The organism is Acinetobacter terrae (genome assembly GCF_002135195.1).
GTDB lineage: Bacteria > Pseudomonadota > Gammaproteobacteria > Pseudomonadales > Moraxellaceae > Acinetobacter > Acinetobacter terrae.
Genome location: NZ_NEGF01000001.1, coordinates 40,835 through 66,285, shown reverse-complemented (window position 1 = coordinate 66,285; position 25,451 = coordinate 40,835). Strand labels below are relative to the sequence as shown.

23 protein-coding genes, 4 tRNA genes and 1 pseudogene are annotated in these 25,451 nt (G+C 40.1%); 13 read left to right on the top strand and 15 right to left on the bottom strand.

The features are described from left to right. Positions 1-227: 227 nt before the first annotated feature. From lldD to B9T23_RS00325, 4 genes and pseudogenes are all read left to right on the top strand, one after another. The gene (gene lldD / locus B9T23_RS00340; RefSeq protein ID WP_086192313.1) at positions 228-1,382 is read left to right on the top strand and encodes an FMN-dependent L-lactate dehydrogenase LldD; all 1,155 of its coding nucleotides are present in this window, start codon (positions 228-230) and stop codon (positions 1,380-1,382) included. A 140-nt stretch (positions 1,383-1,522) separates the two neighbouring features. Beyond that, positions 1,523-1,668 (top strand): annotated as a pseudogene (locus B9T23_RS17195) (hypothetical protein); the annotation flags it as partial. A 170-nt stretch (positions 1,669-1,838) separates the two neighbouring features. Continuing rightward, positions 1,839-3,872 (top strand): NADPH-dependent 2,4-dienoyl-CoA reductase, encoded by a 2,034-nt coding sequence (locus B9T23_RS00330; RefSeq protein ID WP_086192311.1) that lies wholly within the window; start codon positions 1,839-1,841, stop codon positions 3,870-3,872. Positions 3,873-3,969: 97 nt separating this feature from the next. After that, positions 3,970-4,059 (top strand) — tRNA-Ser (locus tag B9T23_RS00325). A gap of 224 nt (positions 4,060-4,283) precedes the next feature. Here B9T23_RS00325 and B9T23_RS00320 read toward each other — a convergent pair. The 3 genes from B9T23_RS00320 to B9T23_RS00310 form a co-directional block, all read right to left on the bottom strand. After that, positions 4,284-5,261 (bottom strand): methyltransferase, encoded by a 978-nt coding sequence (locus B9T23_RS00320; protein WP_086192309.1) that lies wholly within the window; start codon positions 5,259-5,261, stop codon positions 4,284-4,286. A gap of 346 nt (positions 5,262-5,607) precedes the next feature. Further along, positions 5,608-6,306 carry a pirin family protein gene (locus tag B9T23_RS00315; RefSeq protein ID WP_086192306.1) on the bottom strand — a complete coding sequence of 233 codons (699 nt, stop codon included), beginning with the start codon at positions 6,304-6,306 and terminating at the stop codon, positions 5,608-5,610. A 232-nt stretch (positions 6,307-6,538) separates the two neighbouring features. Next, a complete protein-coding gene (locus B9T23_RS00310) occupies positions 6,539-7,774 on the bottom strand; it encodes a L,D-transpeptidase family protein (protein WP_086192303.1) in 1,236 nt (411 codons plus the stop codon). A 203-nt stretch (positions 7,775-7,977) separates the two neighbouring features. Between B9T23_RS00310 and hemE the strand changes: the two genes are divergently transcribed. From hemE to B9T23_RS00285, 5 genes are all read left to right on the top strand, one after another. Continuing rightward, positions 7,978-9,048 carry a uroporphyrinogen decarboxylase gene (hemE, locus tag B9T23_RS00305; protein WP_086192301.1) on the top strand — a complete coding sequence of 357 codons (1,071 nt, stop codon included), beginning with the start codon at positions 7,978-7,980 and terminating at the stop codon, positions 9,046-9,048. 39 nt (positions 9,049-9,087) lie between these two features. Continuing rightward, positions 9,088-9,888 (top strand): DUF817 family protein, encoded by an 801-nt coding sequence (locus B9T23_RS00300; RefSeq protein ID WP_171263034.1) that lies wholly within the window; start codon positions 9,088-9,090, stop codon positions 9,886-9,888. Between the two features lie 147 nt (positions 9,889-10,035). Continuing rightward, a complete protein-coding gene (locus tag B9T23_RS00295) occupies positions 10,036-10,506 on the top strand; it encodes a DUF3015 family protein (protein WP_086192296.1) in 471 nt (156 codons plus the stop codon). A gap of 69 nt (positions 10,507-10,575) precedes the next feature. After that, the gene (locus tag B9T23_RS00290) at positions 10,576-12,462 is read left to right on the top strand and encodes an Lnb N-terminal periplasmic domain-containing protein (RefSeq protein ID WP_086192294.1); all 1,887 of its coding nucleotides are present in this window, start codon (positions 10,576-10,578) and stop codon (positions 12,460-12,462) included. 140 nt (positions 12,463-12,602) lie between these two features. Next, positions 12,603-14,012: a diguanylate cyclase gene (locus B9T23_RS00285; protein ID WP_086192291.1), complete on the top strand. Its 1,410-nt coding sequence runs from the start codon at positions 12,603-12,605 to the stop codon at positions 14,010-14,012. 465 nt (positions 14,013-14,477) lie between these two features. On the opposite strand, the gene B9T23_RS00280 is transcribed toward B9T23_RS00285, so the two are convergent. The 6 genes from B9T23_RS00280 to B9T23_RS00255 all read right to left on the bottom strand — a co-directional run bounded on the left by B9T23_RS00280 (position 14,478) and on the right by B9T23_RS00255 (position 18,745). Next, positions 14,478-14,837, bottom strand: a complete 360-nt coding sequence (locus tag B9T23_RS00280) for a cupin domain-containing protein (RefSeq protein ID WP_086192289.1) — start codon at positions 14,835-14,837, stop codon at positions 14,478-14,480. 95 nt (positions 14,838-14,932) lie between these two features. After that, positions 14,933-15,481, bottom strand: a complete 549-nt coding sequence (folE, locus tag B9T23_RS00275; RefSeq protein ID WP_171255180.1) for a GTP cyclohydrolase I FolE — start codon at positions 15,479-15,481, stop codon at positions 14,933-14,935. 94 nt (positions 15,482-15,575) lie between these two features. Next, positions 15,576-16,262, bottom strand: a complete 687-nt coding sequence (locus B9T23_RS00270) for a Smr/MutS family protein (protein ID WP_086192286.1) — start codon at positions 16,260-16,262, stop codon at positions 15,576-15,578. A gap of 15 nt (positions 16,263-16,277) precedes the next feature. Next, positions 16,278-17,084 (bottom strand): indole-3-glycerol phosphate synthase TrpC, encoded by an 807-nt coding sequence (gene trpC, locus B9T23_RS00265; protein WP_086192284.1) that lies wholly within the window; start codon positions 17,082-17,084, stop codon positions 16,278-16,280. A 21-nt stretch (positions 17,085-17,105) separates the two neighbouring features. Beyond that, positions 17,106-18,152 carry an anthranilate phosphoribosyltransferase gene (gene trpD / locus B9T23_RS00260; RefSeq protein WP_086192281.1) on the bottom strand — a complete coding sequence of 349 codons (1,047 nt, stop codon included), beginning with the start codon at positions 18,150-18,152 and terminating at the stop codon, positions 17,106-17,108. 8 nt (positions 18,153-18,160) lie between these two features. After that, positions 18,161-18,745: an anthranilate synthase component II gene (locus B9T23_RS00255; protein WP_067724116.1), complete on the bottom strand. Its 585-nt coding sequence runs from the start codon at positions 18,743-18,745 to the stop codon at positions 18,161-18,163. 963 nt (positions 18,746-19,708) lie between these two features. Between B9T23_RS00255 and glnA the strand changes: the two genes are divergently transcribed. From glnA to ubiA, 4 genes are all read left to right on the top strand, one after another. Continuing rightward, positions 19,709-21,124 carry a type I glutamate--ammonia ligase gene (gene glnA, locus B9T23_RS00250; RefSeq protein WP_171255171.1) on the top strand — a complete coding sequence of 472 codons (1,416 nt, stop codon included), beginning with the start codon at positions 19,709-19,711 and terminating at the stop codon, positions 21,122-21,124. 87 nt (positions 21,125-21,211) lie between these two features. Beyond that, on the top strand, positions 21,212-21,487 hold the full coding sequence (locus tag B9T23_RS00245) for a hypothetical protein (protein ID WP_086192278.1): 276 nt from the start codon (positions 21,212-21,214) through the stop codon (positions 21,485-21,487). A gap of 114 nt (positions 21,488-21,601) precedes the next feature. After that, on the top strand, positions 21,602-22,102 hold the full coding sequence (locus tag B9T23_RS00240; protein ID WP_086192276.1) for a chorismate--pyruvate lyase family protein: 501 nt from the start codon (positions 21,602-21,604) through the stop codon (positions 22,100-22,102). A 32-nt stretch (positions 22,103-22,134) separates the two neighbouring features. Next, positions 22,135-23,013 carry a 4-hydroxybenzoate octaprenyltransferase gene (gene ubiA, locus B9T23_RS00235; RefSeq protein WP_086192273.1) on the top strand — a complete coding sequence of 293 codons (879 nt, stop codon included), beginning with the start codon at positions 22,135-22,137 and terminating at the stop codon, positions 23,011-23,013. Between the two features lie 310 nt (positions 23,014-23,323). Here ubiA and B9T23_RS00225 read toward each other — a convergent pair whose 3' ends face one another. The 6 genes from B9T23_RS00225 to B9T23_RS00200 all read right to left on the bottom strand — a co-directional run bounded on the left by B9T23_RS00225 (position 23,324) and on the right by B9T23_RS00200 (position 25,451). Continuing rightward, positions 23,324-23,767, bottom strand: a complete 444-nt coding sequence (locus B9T23_RS00225) for a DUF2726 domain-containing protein (RefSeq protein ID WP_086192270.1) — start codon at positions 23,765-23,767, stop codon at positions 23,324-23,326. A 56-nt stretch (positions 23,768-23,823) separates the two neighbouring features. After that, positions 23,824-23,899 (bottom strand) — tRNA-Asn (locus B9T23_RS00220). A 103-nt stretch (positions 23,900-24,002) separates the two neighbouring features. Then, positions 24,003-24,254 carry a hypothetical protein gene (locus tag B9T23_RS00215; RefSeq protein ID WP_228139732.1) on the bottom strand — a complete coding sequence of 84 codons (252 nt, stop codon included), beginning with the start codon at positions 24,252-24,254 and terminating at the stop codon, positions 24,003-24,005. Positions 24,255-24,509: 255 nt separating this feature from the next. Further along, positions 24,510-24,585, bottom strand: a tRNA-Asn gene (locus tag B9T23_RS00210). A gap of 5 nt (positions 24,586-24,590) precedes the next feature. Then, positions 24,591-24,666: transfer RNA gene (locus tag B9T23_RS00205), tRNA-Asn, on the bottom strand. A 158-nt stretch (positions 24,667-24,824) separates the two neighbouring features. Next, positions 24,825-25,451, bottom strand: coding sequence for a superoxide dismutase (locus tag B9T23_RS00200; RefSeq protein WP_086192837.1), 627 nt, complete (start codon positions 25,449-25,451; stop codon positions 24,825-24,827).

Sequence of the window (25,451 nt, the reverse complement as noted above, 5' to 3'; positions counted from 1 at the left end):
TTTTAGCATTAAACACGGTATAAACATTAAAGTAATGCTCGGTATGATTAACTTACAAACGTATATCTAGTGAATGATTTTTGAGCAAAAAAATTGAATCTCAAGATTCGGAAGTTGCTCACCAGAAAGCGTGTATGTTAGTCAAATGTTATTCAATAAATATGCCCGATTGATAAACGATAAAAAGAGCATCTACAAAGTGCGAGTCGATTAAACAGGATATCATTATGATTATTTCTTCCGCTCATGATTACCGTGAAGCCGCTAGACGTCGCTTACCTCCATTCCTGTTTCATTACATTGATGGTGGTGCATATGCTGAATACACACTAAAGCGTAATGTAGAAGACTTATCCAAAATTGCGTTAAGACAACGAGTTTTGAAAGATATGTCTTCCTTAAGCCTCGAAACTCAACTTTTTGATGAAACTTTATCTATGCCTGTGGCTTTATCTCCAGTGGGATTGACTGGAATGTATGCACGTCGTGGTGAGGTTCAAGCGGCAGTTGCCGCAGATCAAAAAGGCATTCCATTTACTTTATCTACCGTTTCAGTATGTCCGATAGAAGAAGTCACCTCCGCAATCCAACGTCCAATGTGGTTTCAGCTGTATGTGCTACGTGATCGTGGCTTTATGAAAAATGCCTTGGAACGTGCCAAAGCGACTGGATGTTCAACCTTGGTGTTTACTGTAGATATGCCCGTACCGGGAGCGCGTTATCGTGATGCACATTCAGGGATGAGTGGTCCAAATGTCCTTATGCGTCGCTATTTTCAATCTGTATTGCATCCGCGGTGGGCTTGGGATGTCGGCTTGTTTGGCCGTCCGCATGACCTGGGCAATATCTCAAAATATTTAGGCAAACCCACGGGGCTTGAAAATTATATTGGCTGGTTAGGTTCAAATTTTGACCCTTCTATTTCTTGGAAAGATTTGGAGTGGATTCGTGAGTTTTGGGATGGCCCAATGGTCATCAAGGGAATTTTAGACCCAGAAGATGCCAAAGATGCAGTACGTTTTGGTGCAGATGGTATTGTGGTTTCAAACCATGGTGGACGACAGTTGGATGGTGTTTTATCCACTGCGCGTGCTTTGCCGCCAATAGTAGATGCAGTTAAAGGTGATTTAAAAATCTTGGTCGATTCAGGTATTCGCAGTGGTTTAGACGTGGTACGCATGCTGGCCTTAGGTGCAGATGCTTGTATGTTGGGGCGTGCATTTGTTTATGCTTTAGGTGCGGCTGGTGGTGCAGGGGTCAGTCATTTACTTGAATTAATTGATAAAGAAATGCGGGTTGCCATGACTTTAACCGGTGCAAAAACGATTCAAGATATTACATCAGATTGTTTGGTGAAGCTTGATCACGAATTACGTGGATAGGATTTTAAACAAGAGAATATTCATTCAACGCCTGAACAGGCTATTCGAAATCTAATTTAAATTGTAGGAAACTCACATCTATGGTTTGGTGGGCTGTTAAAAGCTCGTGATTTACATATATGGCATCTATTAGAAGAACGCGGGGGGCAGAATATTCTGCAAAGCATAATGTTGGACATTTATATTGGCTAAACCTGCCTTAAAAAATCATTATCGAATTTTAGTTCCGACCAATAGTTTCAATGTCGGCATTGGTCATATATCTAAATTAAAATATTGGAATTGATGGTTTTAAGAATAAGACAGAGTTCATTGAAGGTGTGGTTTTTAAACTGTTCATTTTTACTGAATTGACTGTTTCGTCAGACAATGTTGAAAAGATGTCATAAACAAAATGCTAAAAATAGGTAAAGTAGGATGCAACAAGTTGCAAAGCCAATAAATTAAGGATTCATCATGACAACAAGCTATGCAAATATTTTAAAACCACTACATTTAGGCTTTACGACTATTAAAAACCGTGTCGTGATGGGTTCTATGCATACAGGTCTGGAAGACCGTTTTTATAACTATCCAAAACTTGCTGCATATTTTGGGGAACGTGCAAAAGGTGGAGTGGGGCTGATTATCACTGGGGGAATTTCGCCGAACCGTCAGGGTTGGTTACTGCCAGCTGGCGGTACCATGAACAACCTGGGTGATGTGGCACCGCATCGCTTAGTGACCCATGCTGTGCATAAACATGGCGCAAAAATTTTGATGCAGATTCTGCATTCTGGTCGTTATGGTTACCAACCTTTTGTGGTTTCTGCAAGTCCAATTAAATCGCCTATTTCACCTTTTAAACCTCGTCAAATGAGTGAAAAGCAAATTCTGGATACCATTGAGGATTTTGCACATACTGCCAGTATCGCTAAAAAAGCTGGCTATGATGGCGTGGAAGTGATGGGTTCAGAAGGTTATTTGCTGAATCAGTTTTTAAGCCGTCATGTCAATCAGCGCGATGACCGTTGGGGTGGCGATATTGAAAATCGCATGCGTTTTGCTGTGGAAATTGTTAAAGCGATTCGTGAAAAAGTCGGTGAAAAATTTATTATCTGTTTCCGCTTGTCGATGCTCGATCTTGTTCATGATGGCAATACCATGGCTGAAGTGATTAGCGTTGCAAAAGCATTGGAACAAGCTGGGGTAACATTGCTGAATACCGGTATAGGCTGGCATGAGGCGCGTATTCCGACCATTGTAACTTCAGTGCCGCGTGCAGCATTTGCCGATTATACTGCGGAAGTGAAAAAGCATGTCGCTATTCCTGTGATTGCATCCAACCGTATTAACATGCCTGAAACAGCCGAAGCCATTTTAGCGGCTGGAAAAGCAGATATGGTGCAAATGGCGCGACCACTCTTGGCAGATGCTTTCTGGGTCAATAAAACAGCGACCAATCGGGTTGATGAAATTAATACCTGTATTGCCTGCAACCAAGCCTGTTTGGATCATACTTTTAAAAATCAACGGGCAACCTGTCTGGTCAATCCACGTGCTGCATATGAAACTGAACTGGTTTACTTAAAAACCAAAGCACCTAAAAAGATTGCTGTTATCGGTGGTGGTGTGGCAGGCATGTCGGCTGCAACAGTAGCTGCCAGTCGTGGTCATAAGGTCACTTTATTTGAAGCTGCAACTGAGGTCGGTGGGCAATTCAACTTAGCCAAAGTCGTTCCGGGGAAAGAAGAATTTCACGAAACCATTCGTTATTTTAAAGTTCAGATTGAAAAAACTGGGGTAGAGCTTCGATTAAATACCAAAGTGAACCGTGAACAACTTGAACGTGAAGGTTTTGAGGAGGTTATCATTGCAACAGGGGTGGTGCCTCGCAGTTTAAAAATTGAAGGTAGTAATGCCCCGCAAGTCTTATCATATGCAGAAGTGTTACGCGGTGCAACGGTTGGCAATAGAGTGGCAGTTGTGGGTGCAGGTGGTATAGGCTTTGATGTTTCTGAATTTTTATTGAGACCTGAACATCAGCCACAACCGCAACCTTTAGCAGACTGGCAACGCGAGTGGGGCATTGACCCAAATCCGAACTATATCTCTGAAGGTGGCTTGCAAGCTGCTGAGGTGGATCAACCTGTGCGTGAGATCTATTTGTTGCAACGTAAAACCACGCCGTTGGGTATTGGATTGGGCAAGACCACTGGTTGGGTACATCGTGCCCAATTGAAAAAGCATGCTGTGAAGATGCTACGTGGTGTGCAATATAAATCCATTACCAATGAAGGCTTATGGATTGAAACCAATGGTTATGACCAACTTTTACGTGTAGATACCGTTGTCGTTTGTGCAGGACAAGAGTCAGTAAAAGACATTATGCCAACCGAAGATGAATTTACCTTGGCAAATTACCATATTATTGGTGGTGCCAAACTGGCAGCAGAGCTTGATGCGAAGCGCGCGATCCGTGAAGGTGCTGAATTAGCAGCCAGATTATGATTTTTTGAGTTGATTTGGTGAAACAATATTCATTTGAATAGTTTAGTTGTAATTTTTACTTGTCAGCTTTTAAAAAGATCCGTATTATGGCGCACATGGAAGCGTGGCAGAGCGGTTTAATGCACCGGTCTTGAAAACCGACGAGGGTGTGAGTCCTCCGTGAGTTCGAATCTCACCGCTTCCGCCAAATTTAAGACAAAGCCCTGATCATTGATCAGGGCTTTGTTGTTTCTGGGGTTATGTAACGTAAATTAATAGTAAGTAAAAGGGGGAATATCTTCTTTCCCCCTTTTTTTCTATCTTAAAGATAAGGTAGTTGAATATTTGATGCTACTTTAAATTTTTCTTCAAGCTCTTCATTTTAATGCTTTCGGCCTTAGCTAAACGCCTTTCAAATTCTTTTATAAAGCTTTAGTCTTGATTATCGAGTTCTAATTTCACCAAAACCAAGGCAATCCTTTCTATATGCTGATAAGCCGGCTGCTCTAATTCTTCGCCAAAAACATCGGGGTCAATTTCTTCATAAGACCAGTTTATATTTGAATACGGTGTAATCAACTTTTTTAAGTGTTCTAAAAATGGATTGCCATTTGGTCTGATTGCGACACCGGTATATAAAAATAAGCACCCCCGGGGATTAAGACGTTGAATCCCTTCTTTTACAATATTGAATGACAATTCGTTTCCATCCAGTTCATTGCCTCCATGACGATATTGCCGTTGATCTGCATCTATTAAATAAGGTGGATTGGCAAAAATAAGGTCAAACTGTCCTTCAAGATTTGTAAATAAATTGCTGTAGATCGGAAAGATATTATTTAAACCTGCAAAACTCGCATTGATTTGACTATACAACAACGCTTTCGGATTAAGATCCGCCACCATCATTTCATTAAAGTCTGGATAATGTTTGGCAATGCTAATGGCAGCAGCAGAAGTGCCGCAGCATAATTCCAGACCTCGTTTGAATGACTGAGCTTTAGCTGCCAAATATTGTTTTAAATGATAAACAAAGCGATAGGTATCTGGTCCGAAAAAAACCGCATCATGTTGAACGGTGGGAAAACTGGAATGAATAAATAATTCATCATCTAGGGATGCGACTCGTACATTGCTGAGGCACTGACCATCTTGGAAACGGATAAGTTGATTTTCTTTTAAAATTGAAAAAAGGGTGGTTTCCAGATCAGTTTTTGCGAATGCTAAATTCCAACCGAATATATCTCGGAGTGTAAGGCCTTTGTTTTTTGTGTTCTTGTTTCGGTCCAGAATCCGTTGATGGGAAAGCGGGGTTATTACCGTAAAACGATAGTCTTGTTGTTTTAAATAATCTAATAAAAAAAGCAATGCCTGCTGTTGAGTAGTCTGAACATCTAAAATCTGGTTCATATGGATTTTCTCTTCTAATTATTAAAAAATTAAGGTTTATAGATGTTATTTAACCCATTGTAATGGAATAATCAGACTCGCCCTTACCGATTAAAGCGACTTTGTATCTGATGATTTAATAAAAATAGATAAGAGGATATTCGTCTAAAAGGCAGTTTTTTTGGGTAAAAATATGATGCTTATTGGTTTAATTTTTATTTTTTGTAGATATGGATGCAAGAAAATATAACGATAATTAGAGTGAATAAACGGTTCATTTTATTTTTTAATATTCACTTTCTGAATCTATGTTGAGATGACTATTTTGCAATAATCATCTCCAGTCGAGCTTTTTCAATACACAGTATTAATTTTTTGCCTGCGGTAAATCAAACCAGATAAATTGACTGTCTTCTAAGGCTTTAATTTCATGATTTTCTGTAAAAAGTAGCGCATCGCCGGTTTTCACAATTAGATCTTCAATCTGGATTGCCCCTGAAATGACATGCACATAATTGACGTGCTGAGTCGCTTCAACAGGAAGCCGGTGATCTTTTTCCAGGACCGCAGTTTTTACTTCGGCTTGTTGGCGAATATGCATAGGCGCATTGTCATTTGGTCCAGCAATTAAATGCCACTGATTCGGTTGGTCATGAGGATTACACTGAATTTGTTGATAAGTGGGTTCTGCATCTTGCACATCAGGGTGAATCCAGATTTGCAACATATGAACAGGGATATCGCCATTGTTCATTTCACTATGTTGAACCCCTGTACCTGCGCTCATCAGTTGCCATTCACCTGCACTAATATGACGTTCATTACCCATGCTATCTTTATGTGAAATCGTGCCATCAAGTACACAGGTTAAGATTTCCATATTTTCATGTGGATGTGTACCAAAACCATTATGCGCAGCGATGGTGTCATCATTAATGACCCGAAGCACACTGACTCCCATATATTTGGGGTTATACCAGCTACCAAAAGAAAAACTATGTTTGGTGTCTAACCAGCCGGCTTTAACATGACCTCGATTTTCAGCATGATGTAAAAAAGCATTCATCTTTGATGCTCCTTATTATTTAAAATTAGAATTATAATACCGTGCTATAAAAGTGATAAAAATAGGATAAAAGCAACATATCATTCTATTTATGCAACAGTGACTTTCTTATTGTTAATATTCTTAAATGAAGAATAGGTCACATTATGGGTAATTTGAAAATAAATGGCATTTTATTTTTTGTAAAAAAAAGCCCACATAAATGCAGGCTCTTTAATTATCAATATTTTGATTATTCTAGGAATTTAACAGTTACGCCAGATTTCACTTTTTTACCCAAGTCGTTCGCATCCCAGTTGGTCAAACGGATACAACCATGCGATGCAGTTTTAGAAATGGCAGATGGGTTTGGCGTACCGTGGATACCAAATGATTTTTTACTTAAACCAATCCAGATGTTTCCGACCGGAGCATTTGGACCGGGTGGTAAAGAAAGCGGTTTCGTATTATTACCTTGAACAAAGTTACTTGGTGAATAGCTATACCAAGGGTTTCGGGCTACGCCAGTCACTTTATAAGTTCCTGTTGGAGATGGAGTATCCGAGCTACCAATAGTAGCAGGGAATGATCCAATCATCTGGTTGCGACTGTTAAACAAGTACAGTTGTTTTGCACCTTTATGCGCAACGATCAGATGAATATCTTCAGGAACTTCATTGCGGATATTTGCCACAATGATTTTTTCACCCGCTTTTTTGAAGGTTGCTTTAGGATTTAACTTTTTCAAAAAGTCTTCATCCATATGGAACTTTTCACCTAGCATTTCGGTGACACGGGTGTAATACAAGCCTTTCATTTTCGCTTGCAAGGCATAATCGTGTGGAATAGATGCGGCATAAGGACCTTTTAAGTCCGCATCAGTAATGGTGTATTCAACAAATGCAGGCTTAGAACCTTGTTTAGCGACTAAAGCATCCCAGGTTTCTTGGGTTAAAATACCTGTCGGTTTAATGCCATTGATTTGCTGGAAGGATGCAATCGCTTTCAGGGTATTTTTACCACTTGAACCGTCAATCGCACCCGGTGAAGCATGGGCATTATTTAACATGACATGGGCACGCGCATAAACCGGAAACTGGCCCTTACCAATATTTTCATACCATTCAGCTTGGTTCAGACCATCCAGTGTCCATGATGCTTTGACTGCAGCGGCACTGGTAGTGGTTGTCGTAGTTGGTGTTGTTGTGGTTGGTGCAACACCGATTGCAGCAGTATCATCTTCAGTTTGTTTAAGATCTTCTAAGGTTTTCGAAGCCTTATTCAAGTCTCGCTGTTCTTGTTGTGTAATATGAGTTTCAGTGCTTTGAGCGCTTGATGCTGGCTCGGTTGCAAGTGGATCAATCGGATCCTGAACCGCAGTATCAGCAATCTTTTTGGGATTTAAGGGTTGTTCAGCAGTAGATGCGGCAAACGCTGTACCCGCAAAAATGCAACTTAAACTCATAGCGAGTAATGTGCGAACGAACATGTAAGTCAACCTTAAGAATTATTCATTAACAATTTGATAAAACTACACAAGTATTGCAGAAAAAATGAGGAGATGCAGTATTTGTTTTGTGTATAAATTATTTTACATTTCCCGTGATTGCTTTTTAGATGCGAGAGAAGTTACTAAATTTTCGGGCTTTTTGTTATGATGGTTCGAAGATTAAAAATGAGATGGGAAAGTAAATGACGACTCTAAAAAACGATCGTTTTCTACGTGCCTTATTGCGTGAGCCAGTAGATACCACACCAGTTTGGATGATGCGTCAAGCAGGACGTTATTTGCCTGAATATCGCGAAACACGTGCCAAAGCGGGTGATTTCCTTTCCTTGTGCAAAAATAATGATTTTGCATGTGAAGTCACTTTACAACCTTTGCGTCGTTATGACTTGGATGCAGCCATTCTATTTTCAGATATTTTAACTGTGCCGGATGCTTTGGGGCTAGGTCTGTATTTTGAAGCGGGTGAAGGTCCGAAGTTCCACAAAACCATTCGTACCGAACAAGATGTAGCGAATTTACCCAACTTCAATGCCAAATCTGATCTAGATTATGTGATGAATGCTGTAACCACCATTCGTTCAGCATTAGGTGGACAAGTTCCCTTGATTGGTTTTTCGGGTAGTCCTTGGACGCTTGCAACATATATGGTTGAAGGGGGATCAAGTAAGGATTTCCGTTACACCAAAAATATGATGTATGCCCAACCTGAAGTGTTACACGCTTTGCTTGATCGATTGGCTCTTGCCGTGATTGATTATTTAAATGCGCAAATTGATGCCGGTGCACAAGCCATTCAGATTTTTGACAGTTGGGGTGGAGCGCTTGCACATCGTGAATATATTGAATTTTCATTGAACTACATGCAGAAAATTGTTGCAGGTTTAAAACGTGAAAATGAAGGTCGTCAAGTACCGGTGATTTTATTTACCAAAGGTGGCGGTCAGTGGATCGAGCCGATGCTGGCAACGGGTGCAGATGCCTTAGGTCTGGATTGGACTACACCATTGAATGTGGCACGTCAAACTGTTAATGGTCGTGCTGCTTTGCAAGGTAACCTAGATCCAGCCACTTTATATGGCACACCAGCATCCATTGAAAAAGCAACCAAAGCCATGCTTGACGATGCTTATGCGGGTGGTGAAAAAACCGGTTATATCGCTAACTTGGGTCATGGTATTACCCAATGGGTAGATCCTGCGAATCCTAAAGTATTTATTGATACCGTGCATGAATATAGCGCCAAATATCTTTAAGTATCTGTGAGTAAACTCATTTTTTAGGATTCAACCTTGATCAGTCTTTTTAAATCATGTTTTGAGTTCTCATTTAAGGCAGCTTCGGCTGCCTTATTTGGGATTTTACTGCTGATTGCTTTTGTATTCACAGCATCCATGGGTAGTCAGGAGTTTTACGGTTTTTTTCGTTATGACTACTTGTTGTTTTATGCCTTAATCATTCAAGTTTGCTTGCTGTATTTAAAGCTGGAATCATGGCCAGAAGCCAAAGTCATTGCCTTGTTTCATATTATGGCGATGGGCATGGAAATTTTTCTGACTCATCCGCAAATTGCGTCATGGCAGTATCCACAGCCCGCAATATTTAAGCTTTTAACGGTGCCATTATTCGCCGGATTTATGTATTCAGCAGTGGGGAGTTTTTTTGCTCGCTCATTAAGGCTGTATCAGGTGTCGTTTGAGAAGCTGCCCAATTTTCCCAATATGATCGCTTTGGCAGTACTTTCTTATATTAATTTTATGAGCAAATTTTTTGTTCCAGATATTCGCTATTTGCTATTTGCATGGAGCGTGATTATTTTCTGGAAAACCAAAATTCGCTTTCAGCTACAACAGCATCAGATCCAACTTCCGATGTTACCCGTGCTGATGATTTTAGCTTTTATCATTTGGATTGCAGAAAATATCAGTACTTTTTACAAAATCTGGTTATACCCAAGTCAGGTCAATGCCTGGCATATGGTGGGGTGGGGCAAGTTGGGTTCTTGGTATTTATTGCTGCTTTTAAGTCTGGTTTTAGTGTTAAAAATACTTGGAAATCGTAGTGATGAAGGCATTTGGCAGTTAAAAAATAAATAATTTCAGGTGCGTAATTAGTAATCGATATCTTTAGTATAAATTGTTTTGCGTTATCAGAAAGATGCCGTTATCTTACAGAGGTGTAATAAAATTTACACAATTGTGAATAATTAAAAACACTCGGATAAGAAACTCTGGAGAATAACCATGTTGAAAAAATTAGCTTTAGCTGCAGTTGTAGCCCTCGGTTCTACAGCAGCATTTGCGGATAAAGATGTTGGTTGTGGTATCGGTTCTCAAGTATGGGCAGGTAAATCAGGTAAGGGGCCTAAAATTCTTGCTGCAACCACAAATGGCCTTTTTGCAAACCAGTTATTCGGTATCACTTTTGGTACTTTAGGTTGTAGCGGTACCGGTACCATTACTGCACAGGCAGTGACGTTTACCAATGAAAATGCTGAAACTTTAGCGCGTGACATGGCTGTAGGTCAGGGTGAAAGCTTAAATGTACTTGCTGAACTTCTAAACATTCAATCTCAAGATAAAGCCCGTTTCTTCGCTGTATCTAAACAAAACTTCTCTGAAATTTATTCGGCAGAAAATCAAGACTCTTTGCAAGTTCTTGCAGCTTTACAGGCTGTGATGGCTAAAGATGACGTGCTTAAAGCATATGTATAATTGTTGAGCACAAAACCCTGTCTTTGACAGGGTTTTTCTTATTGAATAAATGATAAATAAAAGATTTGAATGAAACCAATTGCGTTAGTTTTTGCTTTAATGTCCTCACCTGTTGCCTATTCAGCAACAAGCTCCCAAACTGCTCAACCCTATATAGAACGTGCAGAACAGCAAAAACTAGACCAAGACATCACTTGGCAAAGGCTGATGTATGCCAATGCAAAAGGTCAAAGTGAAGTTAATTATTCAGGCTATTTTCTGGCATCTGAAGGAAAGGCTGATTTAAAGCAAGAGTTACACGCAAATATTCAAGCCCTATTCCAATTTGCAGAACCGAATCAGTCGGTACGTTGTCGCTTTCCTGCACGTAGTCATTGGTTAATACAGCAACTGCATATTCAAGAACAGCAACTGCCTACAGTAACCTGTCCAGAATTGGATGATTGGATTGGACAAATTAAACCCTATAAAGCCACGCTCATTTACGCGACCGACTTTATGGGTAATCCAAGTTCGATGTTTGGGCATACCTTATTGCGTCTAGACCCAAAAGATCAAAAGCAACTCAATTTAGTTTCGTATGCGGTAAATTATGCTGCCACGGTCACCAGTGGTGAAGGTTGGTCTTTTGCATGGAATGGCTTAACAGGGCAGTACCCCGGTGAATATTCCTTAATGCCTTATTACCGTAAGGTGAAAGAATATGGTGACTTGGAAAGCCGTGATTTGTGGGAATATGAACTCAACTTAAGTCCCGACGAAACCCGATTTTTAGTCGAACATATTTGGGAAATGAAACATGCGACTTTTCCCTATTATTTTGTTAGTGATAACTGTGCTTATCGTCTATTGGGTTTGATTGATCTGGTTCGTCCAGCGCTTAATTTAAAACAACAATTTAAAGTGGCATCAATCCCTGTTGAAACCATTAAAGCCATTGAACAGCAAGGCTTGGTCAAAGATACGGTCTATCGTCCTGCCTTAGAAACTCAGTTGCTATCTCAAGTGAAGCAGCATGGTAAGAGCTTAGCTAAAGTTGCGCATGAAGTCGCTTTTGCTGAAATAAAAGACATACCGACGATTTTAGAACAGTATCAGGGACGAGATCGCGCCAAAATTTTAGAAATGGCCTATGATGACTTATATCTTCAGTTTATCGGACATAAAGTTGAACCGAGTTTTGCACAGCCACGCTTACGTCAGTTATTGAGTTTGCGCAGTCAAATTGATTTGGAAAAACAGCGCCAAGAACCTGTACGACCGAAAGTGAATCCAACTCAAGCGCATGATGCGCGTCATTTTTCAGTCAATATGGGCGAAATTCAGGGTGAAAAAATTATCGAGCTGGGGCACCGTCAGGCTTATCACGACCTGATTGATCCGCAAGGGGGCTTCCGAACAGGTACACAGTTGCTGTTCTGGAATGGTTCAATTCAATATCGTGAAGATGAGTTAAAGCTGAATCATTTCGACTTTCTTTCGGTGAATTCTTATAACCCGATTACGCCGTTTAAAACACCACTGAGTTGGGGTTTTAATTTGGGTTGGCAACAGGAAGCATTAGAGCAGGCTGGGCAATTTAGTGAACATGAGCAACATGGCGTAGCCAATTTAAAAGTGCAAATGGGCTATAGCTATGCCGATCAAACACGTGAACATTTATGTTATGCGCAAATTCAAAATCATATTCAAGCCGGCAAGGCATTGCATGATGGTTGGCGTATAGGAATGGGACCCACCATAGGTTGTCAGAATATTTGGTCAGATAAAATCAATAGCTTAATACAAGTGGAATTACCGTATTGGCAAGATTCACAGCAATGGCAATTAGGGCTAAATACTCAACTGCAATATGTATTGAATCATCAGAATGCAATTCGTTTCAATTGGCAATATCAACAACAAGATAGCAAAGACTGGATGAAAACCAGTGTGGGATATGTACGATTCTTTTAGAGCAAAATATCTAATAAATGCAAGTTTTTTCTCATTATTTATATAAAACAACTATTGGTTCACAAAGTAATTTTTATCATTATTTGTTATATTAATAAACTAATTATCTCCCTCTCTTTAAAGTTCTTGGAATCAATTGTATGAATAATGAATGTATGGCCATGCTGGCTGAGCAATGGGAACATATATGTCAAAATTATTCATCCGATGATTTACTGCATGCTTTTCAATTTATACAAGATCACTCGCTAATTTTGGTTGAAGAATTTTATAAAAAAATGCTGGTTGAGAAAGAATCTGCGGAATTTTTCTCAGATGATCTGATTCAACAACGCTTGCTTGACACACTGAATGCATGGCTACTTGAAAGTTTTAGTGTCGGCATTAATAAACGCTATCTCGAAGCTGTGCAAAAACAGCATATGGTTGGACATGTGCATGCACGTGTGGGCATTCCATCGTGGTTAATCATGCGCGGTGTATGTGAGATTGAACGCAAAGTATTTGAACTGATGGCTCAAAAGCCACAACACGATATGATCACCACTTGCAGTTATATTGTCCAAATCATGGGCTTTTCAACTGAAATCATGTGCCGCTCATACGAAGCCAAAACCGCAGTCAATCAAGAGATTAAACACAGTTATCGACTGTTTTCCGCAATGCAGGATGTGGCGGTACAAAAAGATAAACAACGCAGTTCATTACTCGATTGGGAAAATGAACTGATGTTTAAAGTCTTTTCAGGCAATGCCGGTTTTCATCACCCAATATTGTCTAAATCTGAATTTGGCTTGTGGTTTATTCATAAAGCATCGTATGCCTTTACTGGTTCTGATCAGGTGCAATTGATCATTGATCGTATTTATCAGGTCGATCAGCTCAATACTGCCGTGATTCAATGCACGCAAAAAGATGAAATCTTGGGACTGATTCAGCAGGTTCGTGATTTAAACCGTGAAATTCAATTGTTGGTCGATCAATTGTTTCAAGTGTCTGAGTATATTGAATCGGGCAATGATTCACTGACTCAACTGTTAAATCGTCGCTATTTAAATACCATTATTTCACGTGAAATTACATTCTCACGTCAAAATCGAACGCCGCTGTCTTTGCTCGCGATTGATGCGGATTTCTTTAAATCCATTAATGATAAGTTTGGACATGCAGCAGGGGATTTGGCACTGAAGTTTATTGCTGAAGCCTTGCAAAAATACAGCCAAGGCAGTGATTATGCTTTCCGTGTAGGCGGTGAAGAATTCCTATTGTTATTGGTCGACACTGATGTGAAACGTGCCTTGAATATTGCAGAAAGTATTCGTAAATATGTAGAAAATGGCATGATTACGAGCAGTCAGGGACAACAGTTTAGATTCACCGTGAGTATCGGCTGTGTGCTTTATAATGGTCATCCAGATTATCAAAAATTCCTGGATACAGCAGATACAGCACTGTATGCAGCTAAAAATAGCGGTCGAAATCGTGTCTATTTGGCTAAAAACGAGTTGCAGGTTGCTGTTGCTAACACAGCAGAGTCTGTACAACTCTAACAAAAGCATTAAATATTGGACTGCTTCATCCAGTCTTGGATTTTTTTGCGCTACATATTCGGGATAGGTTTTGGCTTCATCCCATTTTTGTTTAATTTTTTTTTGCTGCCACTTTGACAAAATCTATTGTTTGATACAGTAATTCTTTACGATCATGTGTGCTATTTAAGCTTTTTTATCACTAAGCATAGAGCCTTTATATTTCCCTCACCGTTATGATTGGTATAGCGACGTGCAGGGATATAACCCATCTGAAAAAATTGCGTGCTATATCTGCACCGACAAAATCGTTCTGTTGTAAATAGCCTAAGAAATCTGATAAATTTTTTTGCTAATAATCTAAGATAGATGACGAGCGAAGAGAGAATGGTTCGAGTAATGACATGTACTGAGCTTGTGAGTTTGCTACTGCTTTAAAATTTTTATAAAAGCACGAAAGAAATAAGAAAACCTGTATACACAGGTTTAGGCTTCAACCACGACAAAATATTTTCTAACGGCTTCAACGACTTGAAATTTTCCAGTAAAGCCGGGCGGGATAATGCCAGCTTCACCCGCTTTAATTTCGACAAAATTCTGCGTGTTGGCATCATGCAAGCGTACCAGACCTTCAATCACCTGAAAGAATTCCTGTTTGTTGGCAGCAAATTGAATATTCCATGCACCCACTTCACAGATCCAGATGCCACAGTTCATATTGGGATGTTCATATAAACTTTGGGTTATGCGTTTAGGGTTGCCTGCAACCAGACGGTCGGGACGGGGATAATCAAGCGTTGCTTCACTCTGAGTTAAACCGTGACCTGCTAACCAAATAGATGACATGACTTATCCTTTAAGTTAAAAGTTGCATAAATGCAAGAAGTTAAAGCATATATAAAAAGCCCCGAACAATCGGGGCTTTTTAAAATCTGAAAATCTTAGAGGCTTTCAGGTAAAGCAGTCAAGAATTCACGACGTTCATCTTTATTGGTTTTGAAATCACCAACAAAAGAAACAGTACGTGTGGTTGATTCCTGTTTGCCTACACCGCGCATCATCATACACATATGTGCAGAATCAATCATTACTGCAACACCACGTGCTTTAGTCACTTCAGCCACAGCTTCAGCAATTTGCTGAGTCAGGTTTTCCTGAATTTGCAAACGACGCGCAAACATTTCGGTAATGCGGGCAAATTTAGATAAACCTAAAACATTACCTTCCGGTAAATAAGCAATATGCACACGACCGTAGAAAGGCAATAAATGATGTTCGCATAAAGAATAAAATTCAATATTCTTCACTAAAACCATTTCACGGTTGTCAGAAGGGAAGACCGCACTATTGGTCACTTCTTCTAAAGTTTTGCTATATCCAGACGTTAAATACGAAAAAGCTTTAGCAGCACGCATTGGCGTATCTTTTAGACCAGGACGATTAAGATCTTCACCAACGGCAGTCAGAATGTTGGCGTAGGATTGCTGCATAGACATAAGACGTGTTCACTTACACTGATATCGAACAAGGACGGCATTGTAGCAGAAAACCGCTACAATGCCCTGTTTTGGGGAAAAATTCCGATTACTGTTTAAATTTAGGGTTCTTTTCCGCACGTTTTAGCAAGACTAAAACCGCACCGGTGCCACCCTGTTTTTCAGGCGCACTGACAAACGCTAAAACATCACGGTGTTGACGAAGCCAGCCATTCACATAGGTTTTTAAAATGGCTTCCGGACCTTTGCCGTGTACAATTTTAATGACATTCTGATTTTCATCTTTTGCCATTTGAATGATCTGTAATACCGCAGCTCGCGCATCTTCAACCGTACAACCATGCAGGTCAACCGCTTCAAACCAGCGCAGGTTGCCGGCTTTTAAATCTTCAAACACTTTGTGCTGTAAAGTACCAATGCGATAGCTTAATGTAGCTTGACTGGCAACAGGATTCAGCATGGCTTGCGTATCCGAAAGCTCTGCATTGTCAGTTTGCATGGGACCGGTTGCTGCTGCACGTTTTGCTAAAGTTTGCGCATCAATTTTTTTCTTTTTGTCCTTTTCAATCTTTGCAATATTGCCGGTGTCCATTTTTTTGACACCTTGCATTGATTTTTGGAACAGATCGAAATCATCTTCCGGTTCTTGCTCAAGCTGATTTTTAGGCTCAGGCTGTTTTGCAATGGCAGTCGAATGCGGATTGGTGATTTGCTTTTTAAAGGCTTTCAGTAAGTCGAACTGACCTTTAGAAAGTGAAGAATCATGTTTACTCATAATCTCAATTATTCATTAAACAGTTTCAGGTTGACCAAATAATGCAGTGAATGCATGATCTGGGCGAGGCTGTTTCATAAAACTTTCACCCACAAGGAAGGCATGAATGTCATGCTCTTGCATCATGTGGACATCATTTGGTGTGGAAATACCACTTTCAGTCACCAGTAAACGTGAAGGCTCAAGTAATTTTTTCAAACGTAAAGATGTATTTAAATCGACGTCAAATGTTTTTAAATTACGGTTATTCACGCCTAACAGACAACGCTCTGAAAGTTGCATAGCACGTTCAAGCTCATGTTCATCATGAACTTCAACCAATACATCTAAATTGTGTTCAAATGCGGTTTTAGACATTTCTTCCAGTTGCTGGTCAGACAGACACGCGACAATCAGAAGAATACAATCTGCATGCAAGGCACGTGCTTCAATCACGCCATAAGGATCGATCAGGAAATCCTTGCGTAGGGCAGGAAGGGCACAGTGTGAACGTGCAATGGCAATATTTTCATCTGCACCTTGGAAAAAATCCACATCCGTGAGGACAGATAAACAGGCTGCACCAGCTTGCTCATATTGCTGTGCAATTTCAGCAGGATTAAAGTTTTCACGAATCACGCCTTTAGACGGTGATGCTTTTTTAATTTCAGCAATCACTCCCGGGCGTTTACTTAACAGGCTTTGTGCAAAACCACGCACAGGTGTCGCTGCCTGCGCGAGTTCTTCCACATCTTTTAAGCTATGTTGCTTTAAACGTGCAGCAAATTCGACCTGCTTACGGTCAACAATTTTACCTAAAATCGTATTTGCGATATCTAGCATGACAATATTTCCTGTATAGCCTTAAGCTTCGTATTCTTTGAGGGTTTTGGTGAATTCAGACAAAACGCTCATTTTTTCTAAAGCTTGTCCACCGTAAATAATGTCATGTGCCAATGCCACACCTTGTTTATAGCTTGTGGTTAAGCCGGAGACATAAATGCCTGCACCTGCATTGAGTGCAATCATGTTGGCAGCTTTTTCACCTTTTGCTGATTTTTTTTTGCCTAAAGCATCTTTAATTAAAGCCAGACTTTCAGCTGAATCTTCAACAATCAAACCGGTTAAAGTCTGTGATTCAATGTCGACATCTTCAGGGTTAATCATCCATTCCGTGATTTCACCATCTTTCAGTTCTGACACATAAGTTGAAGATGCCAGACTGATTTCATCCAAACCATCTTTAGAATGCACCACCATGACGTGTTCAGCGCCGAGTTGTTTCATCACTTCGGCAATCGGGCGGCACAGTTCATTCGAGAATACACCGAGCACAAAACGCTTTACTCCAGCCGGATTGGTCAGCGGGCCAAGCAAGTTGAAAATACTTCGAATACCCAGTTCTTGACGTGGACCAATCGCATATTTCATGGCCTTGTGATGATTGGGTGCAAATAGGAAACCGACCCCCATTTCACGGATACAGCGTTCAGTTTGCTGCATATTCAGGTTCAGATTAATGCCTGCTTTTTCCAGCAAGTCAGATGAACCTGATTTGGAAGACACCCCACGGTTACCGTGCTTGGCAATCGTTGCACCGGCAGTAGCAATAACAAAACTGGATGCGGTAGAGACATTAAACAGGTTTTGACCGTCACCACCCGTACCCACAATATCGACCAAATGTGGAATATCGCTGACATCAATTTTAATCGCAAATTCACGCATCACACGAGCGGCCGCGGTAATTTCGTCAATGCTTTCGCCTTTTAAGCGTAAGCCCATCATCAGTGCACCGATTTGAGCATCAGTTGCTTCACCGGACATGATGCTACGCATCACATCTTCCATTTGCGGCTGAGTCAGGTGAATCTGTTTGGTAATATTATTTAAAGCTTGTTGAATATTCATTGTGTTCACTATGCATAAATTTCTAAGAAGTTTTGGAAGATTTGATGACCATGCTGGCTCAAAATCGATTCAGGATGGAACTGCACGCCTTCGACGGCTAATGTCTTATGTTTTACACCCATGATTTCTTCCATGCTGCCATCGGCTTCATTGGTCCAACAGGTCACTTCTAAACAATCTGGCACCGTCGCCTGATCAATCACCAGTGAATGATAGCGCGTTGCCGAAAATGGAGAAGGCAGGTTGCTGAAAATGCCTTTGTTGCTGTGATACATATCGGACAAACGACCGTGCATGACGTTCTTTGCGCGAATAATATCGCCACCAAAAGCTTGTCCAATGGCTTGATGACCTAAACACACGCCAAGCAATGGAATTTTGCCTGCAAAGTGCTGAATCGCGGGAATCGAAATTCCTGCTTCACTTGGTGAACAAGGGCCAGGACCAATCACCAAATACTTGGGTTGCCATCGCTCGATATCTTCCAATGTCACGGCATCATTACGGACAACTTTTACCTCTTGATTTAACTCACCAAAATATTGGACGATGTTATAGGTAAAAGAGTCATAGTTGTCGATCATTAAAAGCATGAGCTAACCTATTGAAATTTACGCACTTATATGTGCTCGAATAGTCCAGGAATACTCGCAGGATTGCTGTTTTTAATGGCCCGCCTGATATAAAAGAGGCGAATAAAAACAAGTCAAACATGGAGTGCGAATAATCATAGCAAAAAATAAGCATTTTCTGCTGAACTATTTCTATGATAATGATTTTAGAGGAATCACAGGATCAAAATAAGCTGATTTATTTACATTTTGTCTTGAATGAAATTCATCGCTGTTTATTTCCACCATTGAAACCACTTTCAAATAATATGGAGGCTTTATTTAGATTTAAAAGCAATCAATGAGGCTATGAAATTGAATTTAAGTAATAGGCTAACGATAAGTAAGTTTTATTGGTATTAAATTTTGATCAGTTGAAGCTGAACTTAATAAAGAAGCATAAATAGAAGAAAATGAGATCTAAGCTTAATCACCAAAATGGCGCACAGCCTTTCTTTATTCAAGTGCTGAAAAAATCTGCTAGTGAAACTGTCTTGAATATAAAATCGTGAAAAAATAATAAGATAACTTCATTCTAAATTTAAATTTATAGAAGGGATTAAAATTAAATAGTTGAAATATTAAGTAATTAAATCATCGACATGGATGAAAATTGATTTTTAAGTATTTATTTTAATCGGATGCAAAGAAAATTGAACCAAATAGATGGAAACAAGGCTCATTTACAACTTTTAAAAATAAATTCGCACCATTTTGATACACTGAAAGCGGCTTTTTAAGCAAAAGTAATTAAGAGTGTTTGAATATGGTGCATTTACATTTGCACACAGTATAATAGCGTCAAACTAAAGTATCTAAATCTTCTATTCTGATAAAGAATTCAATATTTTATCTTTGTTTTTTAAAGTTGGTACGGGATTTGCTTTATAACTGCCAACTACTAACACGCACTTAACAGGTGCAACAAAAAATCATCGGAGCACAATGAGCATGGCGAACAAGGTCCTTCAACTCATCCAAGAAAGTGGCGCAAAATGGGTCGATTTTCGCTTTACTGATACTAAGGGTAAAGAGCAACACGTAACTTACCCAGCAGATACGATTGACGAAGATACATTTGAAGACGGTAAAATGTTTGATGGTTCTTCAATTGCCGGTTGGAAAGGCATCGAAGCATCTGACATGATTTTACGTCCAGATCCTGCAACATGCTTCCTTGACCCGTTCTTTGCTGAAGCAACGGTTGTCGTAACTTGTGACGTGATCGAGCCTTCAACTGGTCAAGGTTACGACCGTGACCCACGTTCAATTGCTCGCCGTGCAGAAGAATATTTAAAATCTACTGGTATCGGTGATACTGCATTCTTTGGTCCAGAACCAGAATTCTTCGTATTTGACGAAGTAAAATGGGAAATCGATATGTCTGGCGCGCGCCATACATTAATCGCTGAAGAAGCTGCATGGTCAACCAACAAAGACTACGAAGGTGGTAACTCTGGTCACCGTCCACGTGTTAAAGGCGGTTACTTCCCAGTTCCTCCTGTAGATTCTTCACATGACATGCGTGCAGAAATGTGTGCAAAAATCGAAGACATCATGGGCCCTGGTCGTGTAGAAGTACATCACCACGAAGTTGCATCTTGCCAGTTAGAAATTGGTGTGAGCTTCAACACCATGGTTCGTAAAGCGGATGAAGTTCAACAGTTCAAATATGCAGTTTGGAACGTTGCGCATCAATACGCTAAAACTGCAACCTTTATGCCTAAACCAATGGTTGGCGATAACGGTTCTGGTATGCACGTTCACATGTCTATCTCTAAAGATGGCAAGAACTTGTTTGCTGGTGATGAATATGCAGGCTTGTCAGAAATGGCGTTGTACTTCATTGGCGGTGTGATCAAACATGCTCGTTCATTGAATGCAATCACAAACCCTTCTACAAACTCGTACAAGCGTTTGGTTCCGCATTATGAAGCGCCGATTATGCTTGCTTACTCAGCACGTAACCGTTCTGCTTCGATTCGTATTCCATACGTGTCTAGCCCTAAAGGCAAACGTATTGAAGCACGTTTCCCAGATCCAATGATGAACCCGTACTTAGGTTTCGCAGCATTGTTGATGGCTGGTCTTGACGGTATTCAAAACAAGATCCACCCAGGTGAAGCTGCTGATAAAAACTTGTATGATCTTCCTCCTGAAGAAGAAGCGAAAATCCCAACAGTTGCTCATAACCTAGAAATGGCGCTTGAAGCACTTGAAGCTGATCATGACTACTTGTTAAAAGGTGGCGTGTTCACGAAAGAAATGCTTAATGCATATATCGAACTTAAAACTGAAGAAGTACGTCGTCTTAACACGACTACTCACCCAGTTGAGTTTGATATGTATTACAGCCTATAATTCTTTCGCGAATTTAAGCTTTAAAAACCCGCTCATGTAGCGGGTTTTTTTGTATCATTGTTTTTGAAACTCATTATTGTAAATATTATGGCGCAACGTAAAAAACATACCGGATTTTTCCCTTGGATTGATCCGCAAGAACATGACAAAGGCTTTAAACTGAATTTTTCTGAAGTGACCTATATGGAAATAGGGCGAACTATAGAAGGCTATAAGCAAGCAGAATTTGTAGAGCTGCGTCATCCAGAATTGGCACTGGATTTTGATTATCCGCAAAGTTTTTATATCAGCGCTGAAGGTTTGGTTTTAATTAAAACCCCACAAGGCAAATATGAAGTGATTGCCAAAACAGATAATTGTTAATCGCATTTGATTGGATATGATAGGGAAACGGTGACGGCTGAGTTAACATCGGTTATTGCTAACATGATGTATATATGAGATTAAAATCAATCAACCTAAATGAGCAGGGGACTTATGCAAAACAAGCGAGCATGTAAACGACAGGATAAACAGATTCCTGCTGAATTACGTGAATGGTTGTATGCATCGGGTTCACTCACGCAGCAACTGACAGATTTAGCCGATGGAGAGTTTAAAGTACAGCCGATCCAAGAGCATTTTTTGCGTTTAAACTTTGCCGACAGCCAGTGGATGAACATGCCGCATCAGCATACCTCATGGGTGCGTGAAAGCTATTTATATGGCTGTGAAGATCAGCCTTGGGTCAAAGCGAAAAGTATCTTTCCGATTTTAAGTTTGCAATCTCGTGCACGTATTTTTCAGCATATTGGCAAAAAGCCAATTGGCTGGTTCTTGTTTCAACGCACTAATCCAGATTGCGAGCGCCGTGTGATTCTGCTTGAAGATGGCTGGACACGGCAAAGTTGCTATACTTGGCATGGTTGTAAATTTATTGTTCAAGAGACTTTTTTGCCTGCATTTGAACAATTTATTCAGCAAAATACTTCACAATAAAACATTGAACAGAAATCTGGTTAAGGACAGTCATGGACATTGCGCAACAAACTACATGGCGTGAGCGTTTAGCAGCGTATTACTATTTATGTCGTTTTGATAAACCAATTGGCACAGAGTTGGTGTTTTGGCCAACCATGTGGGCATTGTGGATTGCAGCCAAAGGCATGCCCGACTTAAAGATACTGTTGCTGATGATCTTGGGTGTGGTTTTTATGCGTGCAGCGGGCTGTGCCATAAATGACTTTGCAGACCGTAAAGTGGATGGCGCTGTTGCCAGAACCAAAGATCGACCTTTAGCGACAGGGGTAATTAAGCCGATAGAAGCCATTGGGGTATTTTTAATTCTTGTTGCTACCAGTGCCTGCCTGTTGTTCTTCTTGCCGATAGAAACCTTTTACTGGTCATTTGGTGCCTTGTTTTTAGCCTTTATATATCCCTTCATGAAGCGCTATACCCACTTGCCGCAAGTGTTTTTGGGTGCTGCATTTTCATGGTCCATTCCAATAGCATATACCGCAGTCGGACAAACACCTGATCTGACCTGTTGGCTTTTGTACTTTGGTAATTTAGCGTGGACGGTGGCTTATGATACCCAATATGCGATTACTGACCGCGAATATGATTTAAAAATTGGAGTGAAATCGACTGCGATTTTATTCGGAAAATACGACATCGAAATCATCTCGCTATTACAAGTAGCAAGTGTGTTGTTGATTGGTGCAGCTTTGTTTCGAGAGGCTTTACTTGTACCTTTTGGATTAATGGCTTTGCTCGTGGTAGTGGCTGACTTTATTTATCAGTGGACAAAAACCAGGGACGGAAATCCCCAACTCTGCTTTTGGGCATTCCGTCATAACCGGTGGGTGGGGCTGATTATCTTTGCCGGGATCTTTATTGCACTGCTTTAATGATGAGTTGGTCTGAAAGTTGGATTTTATAAAAAGCATCTACTAAATTATATTTAGCCAGATGCTTTTTTTTATGCTTGATTAAAATGTCATGGTGCGGACATACAGCAAAATAAAAAAAGGTGTATGAGATTCGAATAACACCGCTTTGTGCAAATTATCCCATCCATCACAAGCATAGTGAGTTGTGTTTGGAGGGTGCCAGTTTTTCTCAGATTAAACTGGATTTCATTGCACTGATTGTTTTAGCGTTGATTACGCTACCTTTAGCGGCTTGGCTATTTAGAAATAGACTTTCATAAATGGCTTGTTAAAGAATATCTTTATGCAGTTGTCTGACATTTGGAATTTCAGTGTAGCGTAATACGCGATATCCCGCTTCATGCAGCATATGGTCGCGAAATCTATCTTCTTCAACTTTGTATAAATGGGTTGGGTCATCTAACTCAATAATTACTAAAACTTGCAGCGATTCATTGAGTAAAACGAAGTCGGTCACTTTGCGATTGAACTGATTGCGAATTTTAAGATTATGACTGGTAATTAACGCACTAAAGGCAACTTGTGCCAAAACATGATATTGAGGAAAGGCTTCTTTTAAGCGAACGTACATTCTGCATTCATAAGGCGTAATGACACGTTTGGGATAAAACTTCTTTTTGGTTTTGAAATATTGCTGAGCACACAGGATGATCAATGCAAGACTGGCAATAATACCTATCACAAGAAAGGTAGATGAACTGGAATTAAACACGATACGAATCTACAGATAAGAAAAAACCCACTCAAGTAGAGTGGGTTTTTAGAATTTGGCTCTCCAACCTGGGCTCGAACCAGGGACCTGCGGATTAACAGTCCGTCGCTCTACCGACTGAGCTATTGGAGAATCTGATACGCATTCTATGTATCTAAGCTGAAGGGGTCAAGGGCTTGTGCTTAAAAAAACCATGAAAATGAATTGAATGTTTTAAAAATAAACTTATTGCCTATTATTTAAGTGATTTTATGAGGTCTATATAATTTTCTTTACTTTGTAAGGGGTGTGCTTTACGGCATTCGTTGATCAATTGCATCAGCTCGGCTTGGGTAAGCTCAGGCTTGAGTTGTTGTTGAATGTGTTTTAAAACCTCAGGGTTCTTTTGGGGTAAATTACGGGTGCAATGAAATAAGCGTTCATACATGAGCGCGGAAGCCTGCTTTTTATTTTCAGAATTTTGACTGCATTGAAACACTGCGAACATGACAACAATCAAAATAATCCAAAAAATGAGAGATTTTAACCAGGTTGCATTCATGGCGGCTTATTAAAATATTTTTATTAGAATTAACATAACCAAATTTTAATAAGCGAACAATAGATAGGGGAATGATCTAGGATTTAAATCAAGCGTGCTGATGAAAGATAAGAGATTAAAAAGTATCTGTTGCATGAGAAGTAAATAAAAAATTAGGGGATAAAAAAGCCCACTGCATGATGAGTGGGCTTTTTAGAATCTTGGCTCTTCCACCTGGGCTCGAACCAGGGACCTGCGGATTAACAGTCCGTCGCTCTACCAACTGAGCTATGGAAGAATAGATGGCTCTCCAACCTGGGCTCGAACCAGGGACCTGCGGATTAACAGTCCGTCGCTCTACCGACTGAGCTATTGGAGAATCTGATGCGCATTTTAGGGATGAAAACCCAAGTCGTCAACACGTAAATATAAAGAAATGAATCATTTGCCTTATAATTATGCAGATATGCCCTAAAAATAAAAAAACCACCCATAAAGGGTGGTTTTTTATGCAAAAAATAAAATTTATTTTAAATCTTATTTTTCAACGCCAGCTTCTTGGCCAGCATATTTAGCATTTGCATAATCCCAGTTTACCAAGCTTTCTAGGAAAGTTTTGATGTAAGCAGGACGTGCATTACGGTAGTCGATGTAGTAAGCATGTTCCCAAACGTCAATCGTCAACACTGCAACTTTACCGTGAGCAAGTGGGGTGTCAGCATTTGAAGTTTTAAGAATAGAAAGGTTGCCATTTACTTCGTCAGCGACTAACCAAGCCCAACCTGAACCGAATTGAGTTGTTGCAGCAGCAGCAAATTCTTCAGCAAATTTTTCATAAGAACCGAAAGCTTCATCAATTTTGGCAGCTAAAGCACCAGTCGCTTTACCACCACCGTTTTTAGCCATACAGTTCCAGTAGAATGTATGGTTCCAAACTTGAGCAGCGTTGTTGAATACGCCAACTTTAGCAGCATCACCAGCAGCAGCTTTAATGATTTCTTCTAATGTTTTACCTTCAAGGTCAGTACCCTTGATCAGGTTGTTCAAGTTTACAACGTAAGTGTTGTGGTGTTTGTCGTGATGGTATTCTAAAGTTTCTTTGCTGATATGTGGAGCAAGATCTTCATAACCGTATGGAAGTGCCGGTAAAGTAATCGTTGTCAT